This is a genomic window from Bradyrhizobium sp. HKCCYLS2038, assembly GCF_051167655.1.
Taxonomy (GTDB): Bacteria; Pseudomonadota; Alphaproteobacteria; order Rhizobiales; family Xanthobacteraceae; genus Bradyrhizobium.
In genome coordinates this window covers 168,022-191,103 of sequence record NZ_JBNPTM010000002.1, presented here as the reverse complement: position 1 = coordinate 191,103, position 23,082 = coordinate 168,022, and the positions used below count along the sequence as shown (strand labels likewise).

General features: G+C 69.4%; 3 protein-coding genes (1 of these 3 only partly in view). All 3 read left to right on the top strand.

Annotated features, from left to right (window positions below):
• Tightly spaced (each overlapping or abutting the next), the 3 genes in view from ACQR1I_RS10000 to ACQR1I_RS09990 form a layout consistent with a single transcriptional unit that may run on beyond the window.
• Positions 1–126: the 3' end of an amino acid adenylation domain-containing protein gene (locus ACQR1I_RS10000; RefSeq protein WP_434864452.1), read on the top strand. It extends 9,588 nt beyond the left edge of the window; the window shows 126 of its 9,714 coding nt (coding positions 9,589–9,714); the start codon falls outside the window, past its left edge; it ends in the stop codon at positions 124–126.
• Positions 126–6,704 carry an amino acid adenylation domain-containing protein gene (locus ACQR1I_RS09995; protein ID WP_434864451.1) on the top strand — a complete coding sequence of 2,193 codons (6,579 nt, stop codon included), beginning with the start codon at positions 126–128 and terminating at the stop codon, positions 6,702–6,704. Before ACQR1I_RS10000 ends, ACQR1I_RS09995 begins: the two co-directional genes overlap by 1 nt.
• Positions 6,697–23,082 (top strand): non-ribosomal peptide synthase/polyketide synthase, encoded by a 16,386-nt coding sequence (locus tag ACQR1I_RS09990; protein ID WP_434864450.1) that lies wholly within the window; start codon positions 6,697–6,699, stop codon positions 23,080–23,082. Before ACQR1I_RS09995 ends, ACQR1I_RS09990 begins: the two co-directional genes overlap by 8 nt.

The window sequence follows — 23,082 nt, the reverse complement described above, 5'->3', positions numbered from 1 at the left end:
CTGCGAATGACCGAGCTGTTTGCGCATCCGGAGCTGGCGGAGCTCGCGCGGATCGTTGCGATCGGCGTGATCGAGGCCGAGTTCGAGGAGCAGGAGCTCCAGGACCTGATCGAGGCAGAGGTGTAATGAGCGGACAATCAGCCAGACCGGGCCTGCGGGCTCTCGATCCCGACACCCTGCAGCGCCTGGCGCTCGCCGCCCGCGAGCGCGGCCGCAACGCCGGCAAGCGCGATGCCGGCGCGATCCCGATCGTCGATCGGGCGAGCAGCCTGCCGCTGTCCTTCGCGCAGCAGCAGCTCTGGCTGCTAGCGCAGATCGAGGGCGTGCACACGAACTACCACATGGATGCCGTGCTCCGGCTGCACGGACGGCTCGACGTCGATGCGTGGCGCCGCAGCCTCGACGTGTTGTTCGCACGCCATGAGGCGCTGCGGACGACTTTCGTGGCCGAGCAGGGCGAGCCGCATGTCCGCCTGTTGCCAGCTGATACCCCGCTGCCGCTGCAGCTGCACGACATCAGCGATTGGCCGGATCGCGAGCAGAGTCTGCGCGATCTGCTCGACGCCTCCATCGCGCGGCCGTTCGATCTCGCCACTGGACCGTTGATCCGCTGCGATGTCGTGAAGGTCACCGATGACGACCATCTCGTGCTGCTCAGCCAGCACCACATCATCTCCGACGGATGGTCGATGGGCGTCATCATGCGCGAGCTCTCCGCGCTGTATGCCGCATTCGTCAGCGGCGCGGCGGATCCCTTGCCGCCGCTCGCCATTCAATACCCCGACTATGCGGCATGGCAGCGCCGTTCGCTCACGGACGCCAGGCTGAAGCGACAGCTCGAGCATTGGACGGCGGTGCTGGCCGATGCGCCGCCCTTGCTGACGCTGCCGACCGACCGGCCGCGATCGGCGCCGCGATCGATCGCCGGCGCAGCGGTGCCGATCGAGATCGATGCTGAACTGTCGGCCGCGATCAGGCGGCTCGGCCTCGCGCTCGGCGCCACGCCCTTCGTCATCGTGCTGGCGGCCTGGGCCCTCGTGCTGTCGCGGCTCGCCGGACAGCACGACCTCGTCATCGGCACGCCCACCGCCAATCGCACCCGTCCTGAGATCGAAGCGCTGGCCGGCTTCTTCGTGAACATGCTGGCGTTGCGGCTCGACCTCTCGGGCGCGCCGAGCGTGGCCGAGCTGATCGATGCCGTGAGAACGGCGGTGCTGGCGGCGCAGGACCATCAGGACCTGCCGTTCGAACATCTGGTCGACGTGCTGCGGCCGCCGCGGCAGGCGGAATACACGCCGGTCTTTCAGGTGGTGTTCGCCTGGCAGGGCGCCGATCCCGTCGCCTGCGAGCTGCCCGGCCTGAGCGTCGAACGCCTTGCGATCGCGCAGCGACAGGTCAAGTTCGACCTCGAGCTCGATCTGAGCGAAAGCGCCGGTCGCATCTCGGGCAAGCTGAACTATACGACCGCGCTGTTCGATGAGGCGACGGTGCAGCGCCACCGGTCGTATCTGCTTGCCGCGCTGCGGGCCATGGTGGCCGACAGCGACCAGCCGGCGCACCGGATCGACCTGTTGGCGGCCGACGAGCGCGCCTTGCTGCTGGACGGCTGGAACAGCACCGCGGCGCCATTCCCAGCGGACCGCTGCATCCAGGAGCTGATTGCCGACCAAGCCAGCCGGCAGCCATCCGCGGTGGCGCTGGTCCATGGCGATATCAGGCTCACCTATCGCGAGCTCGAGACCAAGGCCAATCGGCTCGCGCAGCATCTGATCTCGCTCGGCGCCGGCGCTGATCGCCTGGTTGCGATCTGCCAGCAGCGCGGCTTCGACGTCATCGTCAGCGTGCTCGCGACGCTCAAGGCGGGTGCCGGCTATCTGCCACTCGATCCGGCCTATCCGCCGCAGCGCCTGCGCGAGATCGTCGAGGACGCCGGTCCGATCCTGCTGCTCTGCGATGCCGAGGGCGCACGGACGCTCGGCGCGGTGAGCTGTCCCGTCGTCGACGTGCAGCGTGACGCTTCGCGCTGGGAGAAGCTGCCGGACGAGGTGCCGGATCTCGCCGGCTGCGATGTGACCTCGCGCAATCTCGCCTATGTCATCTACACCTCGGGCTCGACGGGCAGGCCGAAGGGCGTGATGCTCGAGCATCGCGGCCTCGTCAATCTCGCGATGGCGCAGGTCGCTCTGTTCGACGTCGGCCCGCACAGCCGCATCGTGCAGTTCGCCTCGTTCAGCTTCGATGCCAGCGTCTGGGACATCGTCATGGCGCTGTGTTCCGGCGCCGAGCTGCATCTGCCGGGGCAGGACGAGCACCGCGACGCGGCAGCGCTGCTGGACTATCTGGTCGATCACCGCATCACGCATGCCACCTTGCCGCCGGCGATGCTGCAGGGCAGGCCGGATCTGGCACGGCTCGCCGATCTCGACGTTCTCGTGCTGGCCGGCGAACTGCCGCGGGCCGAGCTGTTCGCGTCGCTGCCGCGGCGCGTCGCCGTCTTCAACGCCTATGGCCCGACGGAAACCACCGTCTGCGCGACCGCATGGCGCCGTCCGCCGGATTTTGCCGGTGGCCTCGTGCCGGTCGGACGCCCGATCGCCAATGCACGCATCTATCTGCTCGATGCCGAAGGCCTCCCGGTGCCGCGCGGTGCGGTCGGCGAGATCTGGATCGGCGGCGCCGGCGTGGCTCGCGGCTATCTCAACCGGCCCGATCTGTCAGCGGAACGTTTTGCCCGCGACCCCTTCAGCGCGGCCCCCGATGCACGGATGTACCGTACCGGCGATCTCGGCCGTTATCTGCCGGATGGCGACATCGAGTTCCTCGGGCGCAACGACCATCAGGTGAAGATCCGCGGCTTCCGCATCGAGCTCGGCGAGATCGAGTTTCGCCTCAATACTCATCCCGGCGTGCGCGACTGTGCGGTGCTGGCGCGGGGTGATACGCCGGCAGATGTCAGGCTCGTGGCATATGTCGTTGCCTCCGACGATCTGGCAGCGGCGGCGGACCTGGCGACCCGCTTGCGGGCCTATCTGCAGGGTTGCCTGCCGGACTACATGGTGCCTGCGGCGATCATGCGCGTCGATGCGCTGCCGCTGACGCCGAACGGAAAGATCGACCGGCGCGCGCTGCCGCTGCCGGATGATCAGGCATTCTCACATCGCGACTATGATCCGCCGCAAGGCGAGGCCGAGCAGATGCTTACCGCGGTCTGGCGCGAGCTGCTGGGCGTCGAACAGGTCGGACGTAACGATCACTTCTTCGAGCTCGGCGGCCATTCGCTGCTCGTCGTTCGCCTGATGGAACGCCTGAAGCGTCAGGGGCTGGTGATTCCAGCGCATACGGTGTTCGCTAAGCCCGTGCTGCGCGATCTCGCCGCCAGCCTGCAGCGCGGCCACGAGACCGCGGTCCCCGCCAACCTCATCACCGCGCAGACGACGGCGATCACACCGGAGCTGCTGCCGCTGATCAGGCTGACCCAGCCCGAGATCGACCATGTGGTCAGCCGCGTGCCCGGCGGCATCGGCAATGTTCAGGACATCTACGCGCTGTCGCCGCTGCAGGAAGGCATCCTGTTCCACCATGTGTTGGCGACCGAAGGCGACCCTTACGTGTTCGTGGCGCAGATGGCGTTTCCGAGCCGTGCTCTGTTGGACCGCTATCTCGCCGCCGTGCAGGAGGTAATCGACCGCCACGACGTGCTGCGGACCTCGATCGTCTGGGACGAGCTGTCGACGCCGGCGCAGATCGTCTGGCGGCGGGCACGGCTCGACGTGACCGAGGTCGTGCTCGCTGGTGATGCGCCGGCGGAACTGCAGCTTGCCCGCCGCTTCGATCCGCGCTCGCTGCGGCTCGATCTGGCGCAGGCCCCGCTGCTTCGCTTCGCCGTTGCTGACGATCCCGCAACCGGCCGCGTGCTGCTGCAAGTCCTGCTGCATCATCTGATCGGCGACCATTGGACCCTGCAGGCGATCCACCAGGAGGTCGGGGCCATCCTGTCCGATCGCCGCGAGCTGCTGAGCGCGCCGGTGCCGTTCCGCAATCTCGTCGCCCAGACCCGCGATGGCGCTGCGCATGATGCGCAGCAGGGCTTCTTCCGGCAGATGCTATCCGACATCGACGCGCCGACGGCGCCGTTCGGCCTCACGGAGGTGCGCAGCGACGGTGGCGGGATCTCGGAGGCCAAGCTTTCGCTGAGCGCGACGCTCGATGCACGGCTGCGCGCCGAGGCACGCCGGCTCGGCGTGAGCATCGCCAGCCTTTGCCATCTCGCCTGGGGGCAAGTGCTGGCGCGCAGCAGCGGCCGCGAGCAGGTCGTGTTCGGCACCGTGCTGCTCGGTCGCATGCAGGCCGGCGCCGACCTCGATCGCAGCCTCGGCCTGTTCATCAATACGCTGCCGCTGCGCCTTGATCTTGATGGCCGCTCGGTCGAAGCCGGCGCGCGGGCGGCCCATGCACGGCTGGCGGAGCTGATGCAGCACGAGCATGCCTCGCTGGCGGTGGCGCAGCGCTGCAGCGGCGTCGCGCCGCCGGCGCCGCTGTTCTCCGCGATTCTGAATTTCCGCCATGGCGGACGGCCGGAGCCGGCGGGCGCGCACGCTGTGTTGCAGGACATCGAATGGCTGCGGGCGGAGGAGCGCACCAATTATCCGCTGATGCTCGCGATCGACGATGATGGCGACGGCCTTCGTCTGACCGCCCAGGTTGCCGCCGAGGTCGCACCGGATCGGATCTGCGCCATGATGCAGCAGGCGTTGGAGCAGTTGGCCTCTGCGCTGGAGGCTGCGCCGCACACGCCGATGCGCCAGCTCGACGTCATCCCCGCCGATGATCGCGCGCGGCTGCTGCAGGCGTGGAATGCGACGGCTGCGTCCTTCGCCGATGCGCCATGTCTGCATCGGCAGGTCGAGGCGCAGGCGGCGCGCTCGCCGGCTGCGACCGCGCTGGTGCATGGCGATGCGACTGTCAGCTACGGCGAGCTCAACGCGCGGGCGAACCGGCTAGCGCGGCGGCTGCAGGCGCATGGCGTAGGCCCGGATGTAGTCGTCGGCTTGGCGCTGGAGCGGGGCGTCACCATGCTGGTGGCATTGCTCGCCGTGCTCAAGGCGGGCGGCGCCTATCTGCCGCTCGATCCAGACTATCCCGCCGAGCGGCTGACGCACATGCTGAGCGACAGCGACACCAAGCTGCTGCTGACGCAGGCGAGCCTGCATCAGCAGTTCGCACCGGGCCTGGCGCGCAGCGGCGCAGACGCTTGGCTGCTCGATGATATCGCCAGCGAAGGCGGCGGCGAAGACGCAGGCAATCTCGATGTCACCGTGCATCCGGAGACCCTCGCCTACGTCATCTACACCTCCGGCTCGACCGGGCTGCCCAAGGGTGTGATGGTCCGCCATGGCGCGGTGACCAACTTCCTGGCCACCATGGCCGAGCAGCCGGGCATTGCGCGCGACGACCGGGCGCTCGCTCTGACCTCGTTGTCCTTCGACATCGCGGTGCTGGAGCTGTGGCTGCCGCTGACTCATGGCGCGCAGGTGGCGCTGATCGATCGCGCCGCGGCGCATGATCCGGCGGCGCTGAAAGCGGTCGTTATCAGGCATGATGTCACCCTGATCCAGGCGACGCCGTCGAGCTGGCGCATGCTGCTCGATCACGAGCCTTCGGCAGTGTGGCTGCCCGCAGGCTGCCGCGTGCTGAGCGGTGGCGAGGCTTTGGCGCCGGACCTGGCCCGGCGGCTGACGGCGCTGAGCGGCGAGGTCTGGAATGTGTATGGGCCGACCGAGACCACGGTGTGGTCGGCGCGGCATCTGATCGATGCGCGCGATCCGCAGCCGGTGATCGGCGGCCCCATCGGCAACACCACGCTGCACGTGCTGGACGGTGATCTCAATCTTGCGCCGATCGGCGTCGCCGGCGAGCTGTTCATCGGCGGTGACGGTCTGGCACGCGGCTACTGGAATCGTCAGGCGCTGAGCGCGGAACGCTTCATCGCCGATCCGTTCGGATCTCCCGGCGGGCGGCTGTACCGTACCGGCGACCTCGCGCGCTGGCGGGCCGAGGGCGTGCTCGAACATATCGGCCGCGCCGACCATCAGGTGAAGATCCGCGGCCACCGCATCGAGCTCGGCGAGATCGAGGAACGGCTGCGCGGCGAGCGCGGCGTTCGCGACAGCGTCGTGGTGGCCCACGAGCTCGGCGGCAGCCGGCAGCTGGTCGGCTATGTCAGCGGCGATGACGCGCTCGACGGCACGACGCTGCGCATGGCGCTGGCGTCAGTGCTGCCGGACTACATGGTGCCGTCGCGGGTGATGGTGCTGCCACATCTGCCGCTGACGCCGAACGGCAAGATCGACCGCAAGGCGCTGCCGCTGCCGGACGCGCATCCGGCCGACGTCCAGCGGGTCGCGCCGCGTAACCCGACCGAGGCTGCGCTCGCCGCGATCTGGGCCGAGCTGCTGCACCACGATGCGGTCGGCGTGACCGATAATTTCTTCGAACTCGGCGGTGACTCGCTGACCGCGGTCCAGCTCATCGGCCGCATCAAGCGCGACCTGGCGCAGGACCTGCCGCTGAAGCGGCTGTTCGAGTTGACCACGGTCGAGCGGATGGCCTCGGCCCTCGCGGCCGATCCGCCGGCGAGCCGGCGCAACGACGACATCGCCGCCATGTTCGATCTACTGAAGGAAGTCGAGCTCGCCAATGAATGATCAGTCCGGACTTCAGTCTCAGCAGCTCAGCGAGATCTCGCGGCGCCTTGCGCGTCTCGATGCGGGCAAGCAGCGCGCCTTCCTGACGCAGCTGGAGGCCAAGGGCATCGACCTGTCGATCCTGCCGATCCCGCGGCAACGGCTGGAGCGCGCACCGCTGTCCTCCGCCCAGGCCCGTCTCTGGTTCCTGTGGCGAATGGATCCGGGCAGCGCGGCCTACAATCTGCCCGTGTCGGTCCGCTTGCGCGGCCGGCTCGACATCGACGCCTTGCAGCGGGCGCTGGACCAGCTGGTGATCCGGCATGCCGCGCTCCGCACCGTGTTTCTACAGGATGGCGATGCGCCCGAGCAGATCGTCTGTTCGCCGCGTCCTGTCGCGCTGCGCCGGATCATGTTCGGCGGCGATGATCGCGAGCAGCAGGCCACGCGCGTCCGGCGCGACGAGGCGGCGCTGCCGTTCGACCTCGAAGCTGGCCCGTTGCTGCGCGCCGCTCTGCTGGCGCTCGGCGAGTGTGAGCACATCCTGACCGTCACGCTGCATCACATCATCGCCGATGGCTGGTCGCTGCAACTGCTGACCGAAGAGTTCTGGCAGCTCTATCAGGCGGAGGTCCGCGGCGAGGCGGCCTCGCTGCCGGCGACCGAGATCGATGCCGCCGACTACGCGGCGTGGCAGGCGTTGTGGGCGAACGCCGTCGAAGGCGAGCGGCAGCTGAGCTACTGGACCGCGCGCCTGCGCGAACCGGCGATGCTGCAGCTGCCGTTCGATCGTGCCCGCGCGGCCGAGCCCGATCCGTCCGGCGACGGCGTCCGGCAGTCGCTCGGCGACGATTTGTCGGAGCGGCTGCGCACCCTGGCGCGCCGGCACGAGACGACGCTGTTCGTCGTCCTGCTCGCAGCGCTGAAGCTGGTTCTGTACCGCTATTGCGGCCAGTCCGACATCAGCGTCGGCGTTCCCGTCGCCAACCGCGATCGCCCGGAAACCCGCCGGCTGATCGGCCTGCTCGTCAACACCCAGGTGTTGCGCTCGGCCATCGACAGCCGCAGCAGCATCGCCGATGTCATCCGCGGGCTGCGCGAGACTTCGCTCGAGGCAAAGGACAACCAGGACATTCCGTTCGAGCGGCTGCTCGACGTGCTGCAGCCACAGCGCAGCCTCAGTCACAACCCGCTGTTCCAGGTGCTGTACAATCACCAGCGCCGGCGCGAGCCGGCGCATGCGGCCGCGGCCGAGCTGCAGATCGTGCCGATCGCGCCTGACATCGACACGGTCAAATTCGACCTCGCTGTTGACAGCGAGGAAGCGCCATCTGGCGAGATTGTTGCGCTGTTCTCGTTTGCGCGCGCGCTGTTCGACCGCGTCACGATCGAGCGGCTCGCCTGTCATTGGCGGCGCATTCTCGAGGCGATGGCGGCCGATCCGGCGCGCCCGATCGCCGAACTCGATCTGCTCTCCGCGGAGCAACATGCCGACGTCGACAGATGGAATGAATGCGCCGCCGACATCGGGCCGTTCCTGCCTGTGCACCGCCACTTCGCCGCGCATGCGCACCGCCGGCCTGATGCACCCGCTGTCATCTTCGGCGATACCATGATCAGCTATGCCGCGCTCGATCGCCGCGCCAACGCGATCGCCCGGCAGCTGCAGGCGCAGGGCGTCGGTGCCGGCGCGCTGGTCGCCATCAGGCTGCCGCGCTCGCTGGATCTGGTAGCCGCCTTCATTGCCGTGCTGAAGACCGGGGCGGCCTATCTGCCGCTCGATCCCGATCATCCCCCGGCGCGCGTGGCGGCGATCATCCGCGATGCCGGCGTGCGAACGGTGCTGGTCGACGCCGCGGGCTCTGTGCCTCTGCCGCCGATGCCGGGCGTGAGCATCGTCGATCTCGGCACCATCGCGTCTCCAGGCGAGGACGCCGATCCGTCGGCCGAGGTCCACCCGCAGAGCCTTGCCTATGTGATCTATACGTCGGGCTCGACCGGCCTGCCGAAGGGGGTCGCCGTCGGCCACGGCCCGTTCGCGATGCATTGCGTCGCCACCGCCGAGCTCTACGAGATGGGCCCGCGATCGCGCGAGCTCCACTTTCTGTCCTTCACCTTCGACGGTGCCCATGAGCGGCTGTGGACGGCGCTGAGTTGTGGCGCGGCGCTGGTGATGCGTGACACTGAACTGTGGTCGGCCGAGCAGACGCTCGCCGTGATGGGCGCGCAGCAGGTCACCAATGCCGGCTTTCCGCCGGCCTATCTGCAGCAGCTCGCCGACTTCGCCGCGTGGCGCGGTGATCCGCCGCCGGTGTCGCTGTATTCCTTCGGCGGCGAGGCGATGCCGAAGGCCGGCTTCGACAAGATCCGGCACGCCTTGCGGCCGCGCAAGCTGATCAACGGCTATGGGCCGACCGAAACCGTGGTCACGCCGCTGGTCTGGAAGGTCGAGGCCGATGCCGAGATCGATTGCGCCTATGCGCCGATCGGCCGGCCGGTCGGCCGGCGCTCGGGGATGGTGCTCGACGGCGATCTCAACATCGTGCCGGTCGGCGTCACCGGCGAGCTGCATGTCGGCGGCGAGGGGCTCGCGACCGGCTACTGGCAGCGGCCCGCGCTGACCGCGGAGCGCTTCATTCCGGATCCGTTCGGCGAGCCCGGCGCGCGGCTCTACCGCACCGGCGATCTCGCACGCTGGCGCGCCGACGGGGTGATCGACTATCTCGGGCGCTCCGACCATCAGCTCAAGATCCGCGGCTTTCGCATCGAGCCCGGCGAGATCGAGGCCCGCCTGACGCGCCAGGCCGGCGTGCAATCGGCCGTGGTCGTGGCCCGCGAGGTCGGCGGCCGGCCGCAGCTGATCGGCTATGTCAGTGGCGCGGAGGCGCTCGACGAGACAGCGCTGCGCCTCGCATTGCAGGACGAACTACCGGACTACATGGTGCCGGCGCGCATCGTCGCGCTCGCAGAGCTGCCGCTCACCGCCCATGGCAAGGTCGATCGCGAGGCGCTGCCGGTTCCCGAGCAACTGACGGCCGAGCGCGATCATGTCGCGCCGCAGACGCCGGCGGAGACGGCACTGGCGGAGATCTGGGCCGAGCTGCTCGGGCAGCCGCGCATCGGCCTCACCGACAATTTCTTCGAGCTCGGCGGCGATTCCATCATCTCGCTGCAGGTGGTCGGGCGCGCGCGCCAGCGCGGCCTGTCGCTCGAGCCGCGCGACCTGTTCCGCCATCAGACGCTGCAGGCGCTCGCGCGCGTCGCGCGCCACGCGCCGGCGGCCGCTGTCCCGGTAGAGCCGGCGGGGCACGATCACGGCCCGCTGCCATTGCTGCCGATCCAGCGGCGCTTCTTTGCCGAGGACGCCGGCGAGCGGCATCATTGGAATCAGGCCGTCATGCTGGTGCCGCGCGCACGGCTCGATTGGCGGGCCATCGCCGGCGCCGTCGCGGCGCTCGTGTCGCACCACGATGCGCTGCAGACGCAGTTCATCCAGCGCGACGGCGCTTGGCAGGCGCGCCGCGGCGAGATGCCGCCGATCGATGATCTGCTGTGGACGCGCGCCGTCGCTGACGCCGCCGGCATCACGGCAACTGCGGCCATGGCTCAGGCGAGCCTGTCGCTGCACGGGCCGCTGCTGCGCCTGGTCGGCATGGACGTGGCGGATGGCAGCCAGCGGCTGCTGATCGTCGTGCATCATCTGGTCGTCGACGGCGTTTCCTGGCGCATTCTGCTGGAGGACATCGCAGCCGCCTATGAGCAGGCGGTGCAGGGCACGGCGACGATCGTGCTGCCCGCCCGGAGTCAGTCGGTCGCATCATGGGGCCGGCGCCTGGAGGCCTATGCCGCGGCGCCGGAGCTGGCGGAGCAACTCGACTACTGGCGGACGCGGATGGTCGACGGCGATCTGCCCTGCGATGACGATCATGGCGAAGTCGATCGGGTCGCCGACGGCGAGGACGTCGTCGTCGCCTTCGATGCTGACTTGACGGCACAGCTGCTGAAGGACGCGCCCGCGGCCTATCGCACCCAGGTCAATGATCTTCTGCTCGCGGCGCTGGCCCGCGCCGTGGCCCGCTGGAGCGGACAGGACGACGTTCTCGTCGAGCTGGAGGGACATGGCCGCGAGGACATTTTCGACGGGGTCGAGCTGTCACGGACGGTCGGGTGGTTCACGACCGCGTTTCCGGTTCGCCTGTCGCAAGGCGGCAGCGATGATGCGACCTTGATCAAGTCGATCAAGGAGGAGTTGCGCGCCATTCCCGCGCGTGGCCTCGGCTACGGCGTGCTGCGCTATTGCGGCAGCCCCGAGCAGCGCCGCGCGCTGGCAACAGCGGATCCGCGCATCGTCTTCAACTATCTCGGCCAGTTCGGCACCAGCCTCGGGTCCGGCCGTGCGTTCAGCGTGGCGCCGGAAAGCGCCGGGCCGTCGCGCAGCCTCAGCGCGCCGCTCGGCCGCTGGCTCAGCATCAACGGCCAGGTGTTCGACGGCCAGTTGCGGCTGACCTTCGGCTTCGGCCGCCGGCGCTATCGCCGCGAGACGGTCGAGCGCCTGGCCCAGCATTACTCCACCGCGTTGCGCGAGCTGGTCGCGCACTGCACGAGCGGCGTTGGCGGCATCACGCCGTCCGATGTTCCATTGTCTCTGCTCAGTCAATCCGAGCTCGATAGTCTCGGCGCGTCGCTCGACTGGCGCGCGATCGAGGACATCTATCCGCTGTCGCCGATGCAGCAGGGCATGCTGTTCCACGCGCTGCGCGATGCCGGCAGCGGCAGCTATGTCAGCCAGATCGCCGTCGACATCAGCGATGTCGAGCCCGCGCGGGTGCGCGCGGCGTGGCAGGCGATCTCGGCCGATCACGCCGTACTGCGCACTGGCTTCGTCTGGCGCGACCTCGCCGGCGCGCCGCAGCAGGTGGTCCACCGGCACGTCGAGGTTCCCTTCGCCGTGGAAGACTGGCGCGATCGGCTCGCGACGATGGGCACGGCCGAGCGCGAGCAGGCCCTCGCGGTCGCGGCGCGCGCCGAATGGCAGGCCGGCTTCGACCTGTCGCGGCCGCCGCTGCAGCGCGTGCGCCTGATCGATCTCGGCGGTGGTGTGCACCGGCTGATCTGGACGCACCACCACATCCTGCTCGACGGCTGGAGCGCCGCACGACTGGTCGCCGAGATCATGCAGCATGTGCGCGGCAAAGCGGTGCTGCCGTCGCAGGGCAGCTATCGCGACTACATCGCTTGGCTACAGCGCGGGGATCGCGAAGCCTCCGGCGCGTTCTGGTCGGGCCTACTGTCAGGGCTGGCCGAGCCGAGCCTGCTCGCCGATGCGCTTGGTGGGCCGTCGCAGCCTGCGGAGGGCCACGCCTCGGTCGACCTCGTGATCGATGCGGCGCGCACCGAGCGGCTGCAGGCCGCGGCGCGGCGCGAGCGGGTGACCTTGAACACCTTGCTGCAAGGCGCCTGGACGCAGCTGCTGCGGCGGCTGACCGGGCAGCAGGCCGTCTGCTTCGGCGCCACCATCTCGGGCCGGCCGCCCGAGATTGCCGGCGCGGAGGAGATGGTCGGGCTGTTCATCAACACCGTGCCGGTGCTCGACGACACCAGCCCGCAGACCAATGTCGGCGACTGGCTGCGCGGCCTGCAGGATCGCAACGTCGATCTGCGCGAAAACGGCTGGATGCCGCTGTACGAGATCCAGCGGCTGGCGGGCCGGGCCGGCCGGCCGCTGTTCGACACCATCTTCGTGTTCGAGAACTATCCGATCGACAACGTGCTGCAGGACCAGGCCGCGGATGGACCCCGCGCAAGCCGGGCCGAGCAGATCTCGATCACCAACTACGCGTTGACCATCGCCGTGTTCGCGAGCGGCTCGGGCATCCGGCTGGGCTTCCGCTACGACCGCAGCCGGTTCGATGACCAGCAGATCGCGCGGATGCAGGCGGCCTTCGGCAACCTGCTCGAGCAGATCGCCGGCGAGGGCGGCCGGCCGCTCGCCGAACTGCTCGGGCTGGACGACGTCATCGCGCAAAAACTCCTCGGCTGGAGTACGGGGGCTCAGGCGGCGGTGGACGAGGTGCGCGACGTCGTCGCGCAGATCGAGCAGCAGGCTGCGGCATCGCCGGCCGCGATCGCCTTGATCTCGGAGCACGAGACGATCAGCTATGCCGAGCTGAACGCGCGCGCCAACCGTCTGGCGCGGCAGATCCGCGCGCAGGGCGTCGGCCGCGATGCGCCGGTCGCGCTTGCCTTCGAGCGCAGCGTCGATCTGGTCACAGCCGTGCTCGCGGTCCTGAAGGCGGGCGCCGGCTATCTGCCGCTCGATCCTGACTATCCGGACCAGCGCCTCGCGATGATGCTGCGCGACAGCGGAGCACGCCTTGTGCTGACGCAGCAGCCGCTGCACGATCGGCTCTCGGCGCTGGCCACGCAGGTCGCCGCCGATGTCATCGCCATCGATGCCATCGATGCTCCAGAAGCCGACGGCGCGGACCTCCGGCTGCCGTCCCATGCCGATGGCCTCGCTTATGTGATCTACACGTCGGGATCGACCGGCATGCCGAGGGGCGTCGCCTGCACGCGCGGTGCGATGGCGGCGCGGCTCGCCTGGATGCAGGCCGAGTATGGCCTTTCGCCCGATGAAACCCTGCTGCAGAAGACGCCGTTCAGCTTTGACGTCGCGGTCTGGGAAATCCTGTGGCCGCTGACCGCCGGCGCCCGGCTGGCGATCGCGCCGCCCGGCGCCCATCGCGAGCCGCGGCGGCTGATCGATGCGGTCATCGCCCACGGCGTCACCACGCTGCATTTCGTGCCGCAGATGCTGGCCCAGTTCATCGCCGAGCCGGAGGTCCGCTGCTGCGTCAGCCTGAAGCGGCTGTTCTCCGGCGGCGAAGCCCTGCCGGCCCAGCTCATGGAGCAGGTGCTCGCCGCCTTTCCGGCGATCCGCTTCGACAATCGCTACGGTCCGACCGAAACGCTGATCAATGCGAGCTACTGGAACTGCCGCGGCCACAGCGGCGCGCGGGTGCCGATCGGCCACCCGATTCCAGGCACCGTGCTGCGTATCCTCGACGCCGACCTCAATCTGGTCGACGAGGGCGTGACCGGCGAACTCTACATCGGCGGTGCTGGTCTCGCACGCGGCTATCTCGGCCGTTCCGGGCTGACGGCGGAGCGCTTCATCGCCGATCCGTTCGGCGCGCCCGGCGCGCGGCTCTACCGCAGCGGCGACCTGGCGCGCTGGCGCAGCGACGGTGCGATCGACTATGTCGGGCGTGCCGACCATCAGGTGAAGGTCCGAGGCTTCCGCATCGAACTTGGTGAGATCGAGGCACGGCTGCTGCAGCAGCCCGGCGTCGGCACGGCGGTGGTGGTCATCAGCGAATTCGGTGCCGGCCGGCAACTGGTCGGCTATGTCAGCGGCGACACTGCGCTCGATGGCGCCGCACTGCGTGAGGCGCTGTCGGCGCTGCTGCCCGACTACATGGTGCCGTCGCGCATCGTCGTGCTCGATCGCCTGCCGCTGATGGTCAACGGCAAGGTCGACCGCGGTGCGCTGCCCGCGCCCGAGGCGCCCGATGCCGCCACCCGGATTGCGCCGCGCACGCCGAACGAGGTCGCGCTGGCCGCGATCTGGGCCGAGCTGCTGCACCAGCCCGATGTCGGGATCACCGACAATTTCTTCGAGCTCGGCGGCGATTCCATCATCTCGCTGCAGATGGTCAGCCGCGCCCGTCGCGCCGGCCTCGTAATCGAGCCGCGCGACGTCTTCAGGCACCAGACGCTGGAGGCGCTGGCGCGCGAGGCGCACACCGAGCTGCCGTCCTCCGTCCAAGTGGAGCAGGGCGCGGTCGCAGGCGCCCATCCGCTGCTGCCGATCCAGCTCAGATTCTTCGCGCAAGCGCTGGAGGCGCCGGACCACTGGAATCAGGCCGTGCTGCTGCGGCCGCGGCAGCGCCTCGACTGGCACGCCGTCCATCGCGCCGTCACCGCAGTCATCACCCATCATGATGCGCTGAGGCTGCGGTTCGAACGGATCGCCGGCGTCTGGCACGCCGAGCACGGGCCCGTATGCGACGTCTTCGAGACCGCTGCGGTCGCCGACGGTGCTGCCGTCACCGCATACGCGGCCAATGTTCAGGCCTCGCTCTCGCTTGGCCGAGGGCCGCTGCTTCGCGTGGTCGGCATGGATCTGCCGGAGGGCGAGCAGCGGCTGCTGATCGTGATCCATCACCTCGTCGTCGACGGCGTGTCATGGCGCATCCTGCTGGAGGACCTGGCGGCCACCTGTGCGCAGCTGGCGCGCGGCGGCGCCGCCGTTTCGCTGCCGTCGAAGACGCATGCCTATGCGCAATGGGGCGCGGCGCTGCACACCTACGCGTCCTCGGCCGAGCTGGCGGCTGAGCTCCCGTTCTGGTCGACGCTTCGCGCCTCCGACGATCTGCCCTGCGACACCGATCATGCCGAGTGCGATCTCGTTTCCGATGCCGAGGAGGTCCATCGCGCGATCGGGCCGGACTTGACGGCGCGGCTGCTGGGACCGGCACACGCGGCCTACCGCACCCAGGTCAATGATCTGCTGCTGTCGGCGCTGGCGCGGGCGCTGTGGCAGTGGTCGGGCCGCGAGACCGTCCTGATCGAGCTCGAAGGCCATGGCCGCGAGGATATCGACGCTCGCCTCGACCTGTCGCGGACCGTCGGCTGGTTCACGAGCGCGTTTCCGCTTCAATTGGCTGCCGGCGCGCAGGAGGCACCGTCGCTGATCAAGGCGACCAAGGAGATGCTGCGTGCGGTCCCGCATCGGGGGCTCGGCTACGGCATTCTGCGCCATCTCGGCAGCGACGCTCAGCGCGCAGCGCTGGCTGACCTCGCCGAGCCGCGCGTCGGCTTCAACTATCTCGGCCAGCTCGACGACAGCGCGAGCGAGGACGCGTTGTTTGCGATCGCGTCCGAGAGCGCGGGGCCCTCGCGCGCAGCGTCAAGTCCGCTGCGGCATCACTTGTCCATCAATGCCCGCGTGCAGGCCGGCCGCCTGCAGGTCTCCTTCGGCTTCAGCAGCAGGCGCTATCGTACAGCGACGGTCGCGCGGCTCGCCGACGGCTTCGTAGCGGCGCTCGATGAACTGGTCACCCATTGCACCAGCGGGTCGGCGGGATTGACGCCGTCCGACGTGGCGCTGTCGCAGCTGAATCAGGCCGAGCTCGATGCGCTCGCGCTGGATTGGCGCGACGTGGAGGACATCTATCCGCTGTCGCCGATGCAGCAGGGCATGCTGTTCCACGCGCTGCACGACGACGGCACCGGCCTCTACGTCAACCAGCTGACGGCCGACATCCAGGGCCTCGATCCGGAGCGCCTGCGCGCGGCCTGGCAGGCCGTCAGCGATCGTCATGCGGTGCTGCGCACCGGCTTCCTGTGGCGCGAATTGTCAGGCTCGCCGCTGCAGGTCGTCTATCGTCACGCCGAGATGCGCGTCACGGTGGAAGATTGGCGCGCCCGCGCCGCCGCTTTGTCGCCCGATGCGCTCGACGACGCGTTGCTCGCCACCGCCCGCCGCGTGCGCGCGGATGGCTTTGATCTCGCGCGGCCGCCGTTGCAGCGGCTCACGCTGATCCGGCTCGATGACGCGCGTCACTGGCTGATCTGGACCCATCATCACATCCTGATGGATGGCTGGAGCTCGTCCCGCTTCATGGCCGAGGTGATGCAGCTGATGGAGCAGGGCACGCTGCCGGCCGGCACGCCGCGCTATCGCGACTACATCGCCTGGCTGCAGGACAGGAACCACGCGGCGTCAGGTGACTTCTGGCGCGCAGCGCTGGCCGAGCTCGACGAGCCCAGCCTGATCGCGCCGGCCGGCGCCGGCGGCACCCTGGACCACGGCGCGCTGGTGCTGGCGGTCGACCAGGATCTCAGCGACCGGCTGCAGCATTTCGCCACCCGCGAGCGGGTCACGCTGAACACGGTGGTCCAGGCCGCCTGGGCGCAGCTGCTGCGCCGGCACACCGGGCAGGACACGGTCTGCTTCGGCGTGACGGTGTCGGACCGGCCGGCCGATCTCGCCGGGGCCGAAGACATGGTCGGCCTGTTCATCAACACGCTGCCGATGGTCGATCGCAGCAAGCCGCAGCAACGCGTCGGCGCCTGGCTGCGCGATCTGCAGGAGCGGAACCTTGCTTTGCGCGAGCATGGCTGGATGCCGCTCGCCGACATTCAGCGCCTCGCCGGACGTGCCGGCCGGACCCTGTTCGACAGCATTCTGGTGTTCGAGAACTATCCGGTCGACCAGGCCCTGAAGGCGAGAGGCGGCCGGCTCAGCGCCAGCCGCACGCAGATCCTGGAGACCAGCAACTATCCGCTGTTCATCTCCGTCGGCCTCGACGGCCAGCTGCGGCTCGTCTTCAATTTCCAGCGCCGGCATTTCGACGAGACCGCGATCCGCCGGCTGCAGGCGGCCTATGTGCAGCTGCTCGCGGCGATCAGCTCCGATGCCGCGCAGGCCGTCGGTTGCGTGACAGCCGCCGATCCTGACGACCTTGCGATGCTGGCGCGCGTCAACGACACGCCGATGCCTGCGATGCCTGCAGGCCTCGTCGCGCAGTTCGAGGCGCAGGCGGCGCGATCGCCGGCTGCGACCGCACTGGTGCATGGCGATGCAACCGTCAGCTATCACGAGCTGAACGCGCGGGCGAACCGGCTGGCGCGGCGGCTGCAGGCGCACGGCGTCGGACCTGATGTGGTGGTCGGCCTGGCGCTGGAGCGCGGCGTAACCATGCTGGTGGCGCTGCTCGCGGTGCTCAAGGCCGGCGGCGCCTATCTGCCGCTCGATCCGGACTATCCCGCCGAGCGGCTGACGCACATGCTGAGCGACAGCGGCACAAAACTGCTGCTGACGCAGGCGAGCCTGCATCAGCAGTTCGCACCGGGCCTGGCGCGCAGCGGCGCAGACGCCTGGCTGCTCGATCACCTAGCGGGCGAGGGTGGCGAGGACACTGGCAATCTTGATGTCACCGTGCATCCGGAGACTTTGGCCTACGTCATCTACACCTCAGGCTCGACAGGCCTGCCCAAGGGCGTGATGGTTCGCCACGGCGCGGTGACCAACTTCCTGGCCACCATGGCCGAGCAGCCGGGCATCGCGCGCGAGGACCGCGTGCTCGCTCTGACCTCGCTGTCCTTCGACATCGCGGTGCTGGAGCTGTGGCTGCCGCTGACCCATGGCGCGCAGGTGGTGCTGATCGATCGCGCCGCGGCGCATGATCCGGCGGCGCTGAAGGAAGTCGTTGTCAGGCATGGCGTCACCTTGATCCAGGCGACGCCGTCGAGCTGGCGCATGCTGCTCGATCACGAGCCTGCCACGGCGTGGCTCCCCGAAGGCTGCCGCGTCCTGAGCGGCGGCGAGGCCTTGGCGCCGGACCTGGCGCTAAGGCTGACGGCGCTGAGCGGGGAGGTCTGGAATGTCTACGGGCCGACCGAGACCACGGTGTGGTCGGCGCGGCATCTGCTTGATGCGCGCGATCCGCAGCCGGTGATCGGCGGCCCAATCGGCAACACCACGCTGTATGTGTTGGACGGTGATCTCAATCTCGCGCCGATCGGCGTCGCCGGCGAGCTGTTCATCGGCGGCGACGGCCTGGCCCGCGGCTACTGGAATCGTCAGGCGCTGAGCGCGGAGCGCTTCATCGCCGATCCGTTCGGACCTCCGGGCGGGCGGCTCTACCGCACCGGCGACCTCGCGCGCTGGCGGGCCGATAGCGTGCTCGAGCATATCGGCCGCGCCGACCACCAGGTGAAGATCCGCGGCCACCGCATCGAGCTCGGCGAGATCGAGGCGCGGCTGCGTGACGAGAGCGGGGTGCGCGACAGCGTCGTGGTCGCCCAAGAGCTCGGCGGCAGCCGGCAGCTGCTCGGCTATGTCAGCGGCGATGACGCGCTCGACGGCACGACACTGCGCATGGCGCTGGCGTCAGTGCTGCCGGACTACATGGTGCCGTCGCGGGTGATGGTGCTGCCACATCTGCCGCTGACGCCGAACGGCAAGATCGACCGCAAGGCGCTGCCGCTGCCGGACGCGCGTCCGGCCGACGTTGAGCGTGTCGCGCCGCGCAACCCCACCGAGGCCGCGCTCGCCGCGATCTGGGCCGAGCTGCTGCACCACGACGAGGTCGGCGTCACCGACAACTTCTTCGAACTTGGCGGCGATTCCATCATCTCGCTGCAGATCATCGGCCGCGCCCGCCGCGCCGGCCTCGTGCTGGAGCCGAGGGACGTGTTCCGGCACCAGACCATCGCGCTGCTGGCGCCGCTCTGTCGCGCCGCGGCTGAGCAGGCGACGACCGCGCCGCTCGCACGCGGCGCGCTGTCCGGCCTGAGCGAGCCGGAGCTCACGCGGCTCGGTCTCGACGGCGACCGCATCGAGGACATCTATCCGCTGTCGCCGATGCAGCAGGGCATGCTGTTCCACAGCCTGCGCGACGCCGGCAGCGGCGTCTATGTCAACCAGATCAGCGTCGAAATTCATGGGCTGGACGTCGCGCGCCTGCGCGCGGCCTGGCAGGACGTCTCGGCGCGTCATCCGATGCTGCGGACCGGCTTCCTCTGGCGCGAATTGTCCGGCTCGCCGCTCCAGGCCGTCCACCGTCACGTCAGCATTCCCTTCGCGACCGAGGACTGGCGCGGAGAAGTGATTGACGAGCCGCGGTTGTCAGCGGCGCTGGCCGCCGAGCGCGCCGCCGAGTTCGATCTCGCCCAGCCGCCGCTGCAGCGCGTCCGCCTGCTGCAGGTGGCGGATGATTGTCACCGCCTGATCTGGACCTATCACCACATCCTGATGGATGGCTGGAGCTCGGCGCGCTTCATCGGCGAGATCCTGCAGCGTTATGCAGGGCGCGCGCTGGCGCCGCAGCCGTCGCATTACCGCGACTACATCGCCTGGCTCGTCGGCCAGGATCCCAAGGCGGCCGAGCGCTTCTGGCGCGGCCAGCTGGCGGCGTTCGACCAGCCGACCCAATTGGCCGACGCCTTCGGTTCCCGCAGGAACGATGTCGATGGCCATTGCCGCTGCCATACCCGGCTCGACGAGGAGGCGACCGCGGCCTTGAAGGCGTTTGCCCGCCGCGAGCGCATCACCTTGAACACGCTGATCCAGGGCGTCTGGGCGCTGCTGCTGCAGCGCTTCACCGGCCAGCAGACCGTCACCTTCGGCGTCACCGTCGCCGGCCGCCCTGCCGGTCTCGACGGCGCCGAGCAGATGATCGGCCTGTTCATCAACACGCTGCCGATGATCGAGACGCCGAGGCCGGCGGCCACGATCGGCGACTGGCTGCGCGAGATCCAGGGCCGCAATGCCGCGCTCCGCAACCATGAGCAGACGCCGCTCTACGATATCCAGGGCTGGGCCGGCCGCTCCGGCGAAGCGATGTTCGACAGCATCATCGTGTTCGAGAACTATCCGATCGAACGCGGCCTGCTGCAGGGCGACGGCTCGCTGCGGTTCGGCGGGCTGCGCCATGTCGACGTGACCAACTATCCGATGGACCTGTCGGTGCTGGTGGAGGACCAGCTGCAGGTCGAGTTCACGTATATGCCGAGCCATTTCACGCCCGAGCAGGCCGAGCAGGTCCGGGCGCAGTTCGAGCACCTGCTCGCAGCCTTGACGCAGGACGCCACTCTGCTGCTCGGCGCACTCGACGCCGCCACCACAGCGGATACGGCGCGCGCGCGCGCATGCAATGCTCACGCGATGCCGGCAGCGTCAGTGCCGCTGGTGCACGAGATGATCAGCCGACAGGCGATGATCGATCCCGAGCGCATCGCGCTGAGCGTCGCAGGCAGCAGCCTGTCCTATGGCGCGCTCGATCGCCGCGCCAACCGGCTGGCGCATTATCTGATCGCGCGAGGATTGCAGCCGGAGCAGCGCGTCGGCGTCGTCGTCGAGCGCACGGAACGGACGATGGTGGCGCTGCTGGCCGTGCTCAAGGCCGGCGGCGCCTATGTGCCGCTCGATCCCGAGCTGCCGATGGAGCGGATCGACTACGTGATCCGCGACAGCGGCGCGGCGTTTCTGCTGTGTGGCGCGCAGCATGTTCCGGCGCCCCCTGACGTTCAGCGCATCGATCTGCTGCGCGTCGATGCCGAGGGCGGGCCGGACCAGGCGCCGCAGCCGCGACTGCATGCCGACAGCCTGGCCTACGTCATCTACACCTCCGGTTCGACCGGACGGCCGAAGGGCGTCGCCGTGGCGCATGGCCCTCTGGCGATGCATTGCCGGGCCACCGCCGCGCTCTACGAGATTGACCGGCAGTCGCGCGAGCTGCACTTCCTGTCGCTGGCGTTCGATGGCGCCCATGAGCGCTGGCTGACGGTGCTGTCGCACGGCGCCCGGCTGGTGATGCGCGATGCCGAACTGTGGACGCCGGAGCAGACCGTCGAGGTGCTGCGCACCCATGAGGCCACGCATATCGGCCTGCCGCCGGCCTATCTGCAGCAGCTCGCCGACTGGGTGGAGCAGACCGGCAACCCGCCGCCCGTGCGGCTGTATTCGTTCGGCGGCGAGGCGATGCCGAAGGCCGGCTTCGACAAGGTGAAGCGGACGCTGCAGCCGCAGACCCTGATCAACGGCTACGGCCCGACGGAGACCGTGGTCACGCCGCTGGTCTGGAAGGTCGATGCAACAGCTGAATGCGACAAGGCCTATGCGCCGATCGGCGTCCCCGTCGGCGATCGCGCCGCCTACATTCTCGATGCCCAGTTGAACGTCGTCCCGGCCGGAGCCGCAGGAGAGCTCTACATCGGCGGCTTCGGCCTGGCGCGCGGCTATCACGGCAAGCCCGGTATGACTTCGGAACGCTTCGTCCCGGATCCGTTCGCATCAGATCCCGGCGCCCGTATGTACCGCACCGGTGATCTCGCGCGCTGGGACGCGAGCGGCGCCATCGAATATCTCGGGCGCAGCGACGACCAGGTCAAGGTCAGTGGTTTCCGCATCGAGCTCGGCGAGATCCAGTCGGCGCTGCTGTCGGAGGCCTCCGTTGCTCAGGCTGCGGTCATCGCCGTCGCTGCTGCCGGCGGCAATCAGCTCGTCGCCTATGTGGCGCCGAGCGATCCCGGCAACGCCGTCGGTCCGGCTGCCGAGCAGCTGTCCACAAGCCTTGCGGCCGCGCTGCGCCGGACGCTGCCGGCCTATATGGTGCCGGCGCGGATCATCGTGCTGCCGCGCCTGCCGACGCTGTCGAGCGGCAAAGTTGATCGCCGGGCGCTGCCGGCGCCAGAGATCGCCGCCGCGCGCGCCTTCACCGCGCCCGAGACTCCCGCCGAGGTCGCGATGGCGCGGCTGTGGGCCGAGGTTCTCGGCCGTCCGGAGGTCGGCGTCACCGACAATTTCTTCGAGCTCGGCGGCAACTCGATCCTGAGCCTGAAGGTCATCTCCCGGCTGCGCCGCGAGCCGCTCGTCAGCGGCGAGATCAAGCTGCGCGATCTGCTGCAGAAGCCGACCATCTGCGAGCTGCTCGGCCCGCCGGCCGGCAACACGGCGCGCCCCTCGGCCCTGCTGCCGCTGAATTCCGCGGTCTCAGGCGTGCTACCGGTGTTCTGTGTCCATGGCGGCTTCGGCACCGTGTTCGACTACGCGCCGCTGGCGCGTCGACTGGAGGGACAGCGCCAGCTGATCGGACTGCAATGCCGCAGCCTGATCGCGCCGTCCTTTGCCGATGCATCGCTGGCCACCATGGCCGCGGACTATGCCGACGAGATCGTGCAGGCGCAACCGCGCGGCCCCTATCATCTGATCGGCTGGTCGCTGGGCGGACTGATCGCAAGCCTCGTCACAGCGGAGCTGGAGCGGCGCGGTGCGGCGGTCGCGCGCCTCGCCTTGATCGACAGCTTCGTTCCCTTCACCACCGGCGAGCGGCGTCCGGCTACGCGGCATTGGACCGAGGACCTGCTCGGCCTGTTGTCCGTCGCGGTCCCGGGCGTGGAGCTTGCGGCGGCCCGGTCCGAGGCCGCAGCCCTGCGCGCCGCCGGGCAGCCCGCCACGGACGAGGCGATCCGTCGCCTGCTCGAGGATTTGATCGGGACGGCGCCGCTGCAGCCCGGCGATCATCTGCTCGGAGCCGACGACATCATCGGTGCGTTCAACGTCGGTCGCCATCTGGCGCAGCTGGCGCAGACGGCCGGCTGGCCCGCCAAGCTCGTCGCGCGTCCCGCCTGCTGGTGGACGGCGGGGCGGCTGCAGCAGCGCCACCGGCTCGCGTCGCGCTTCCCGGATGCGGCGGATCTCGGCGTCGCCGGCGACGATCACTTCGCAATCCTTGGCAACGCGGCTTTCCTTGCCGCGATCTGCGCGTGGCTGGCCGCGCACGACGCGACGCGGCTGAACTTCCCCCTGCAGTCCGAACCGGCAGAATGA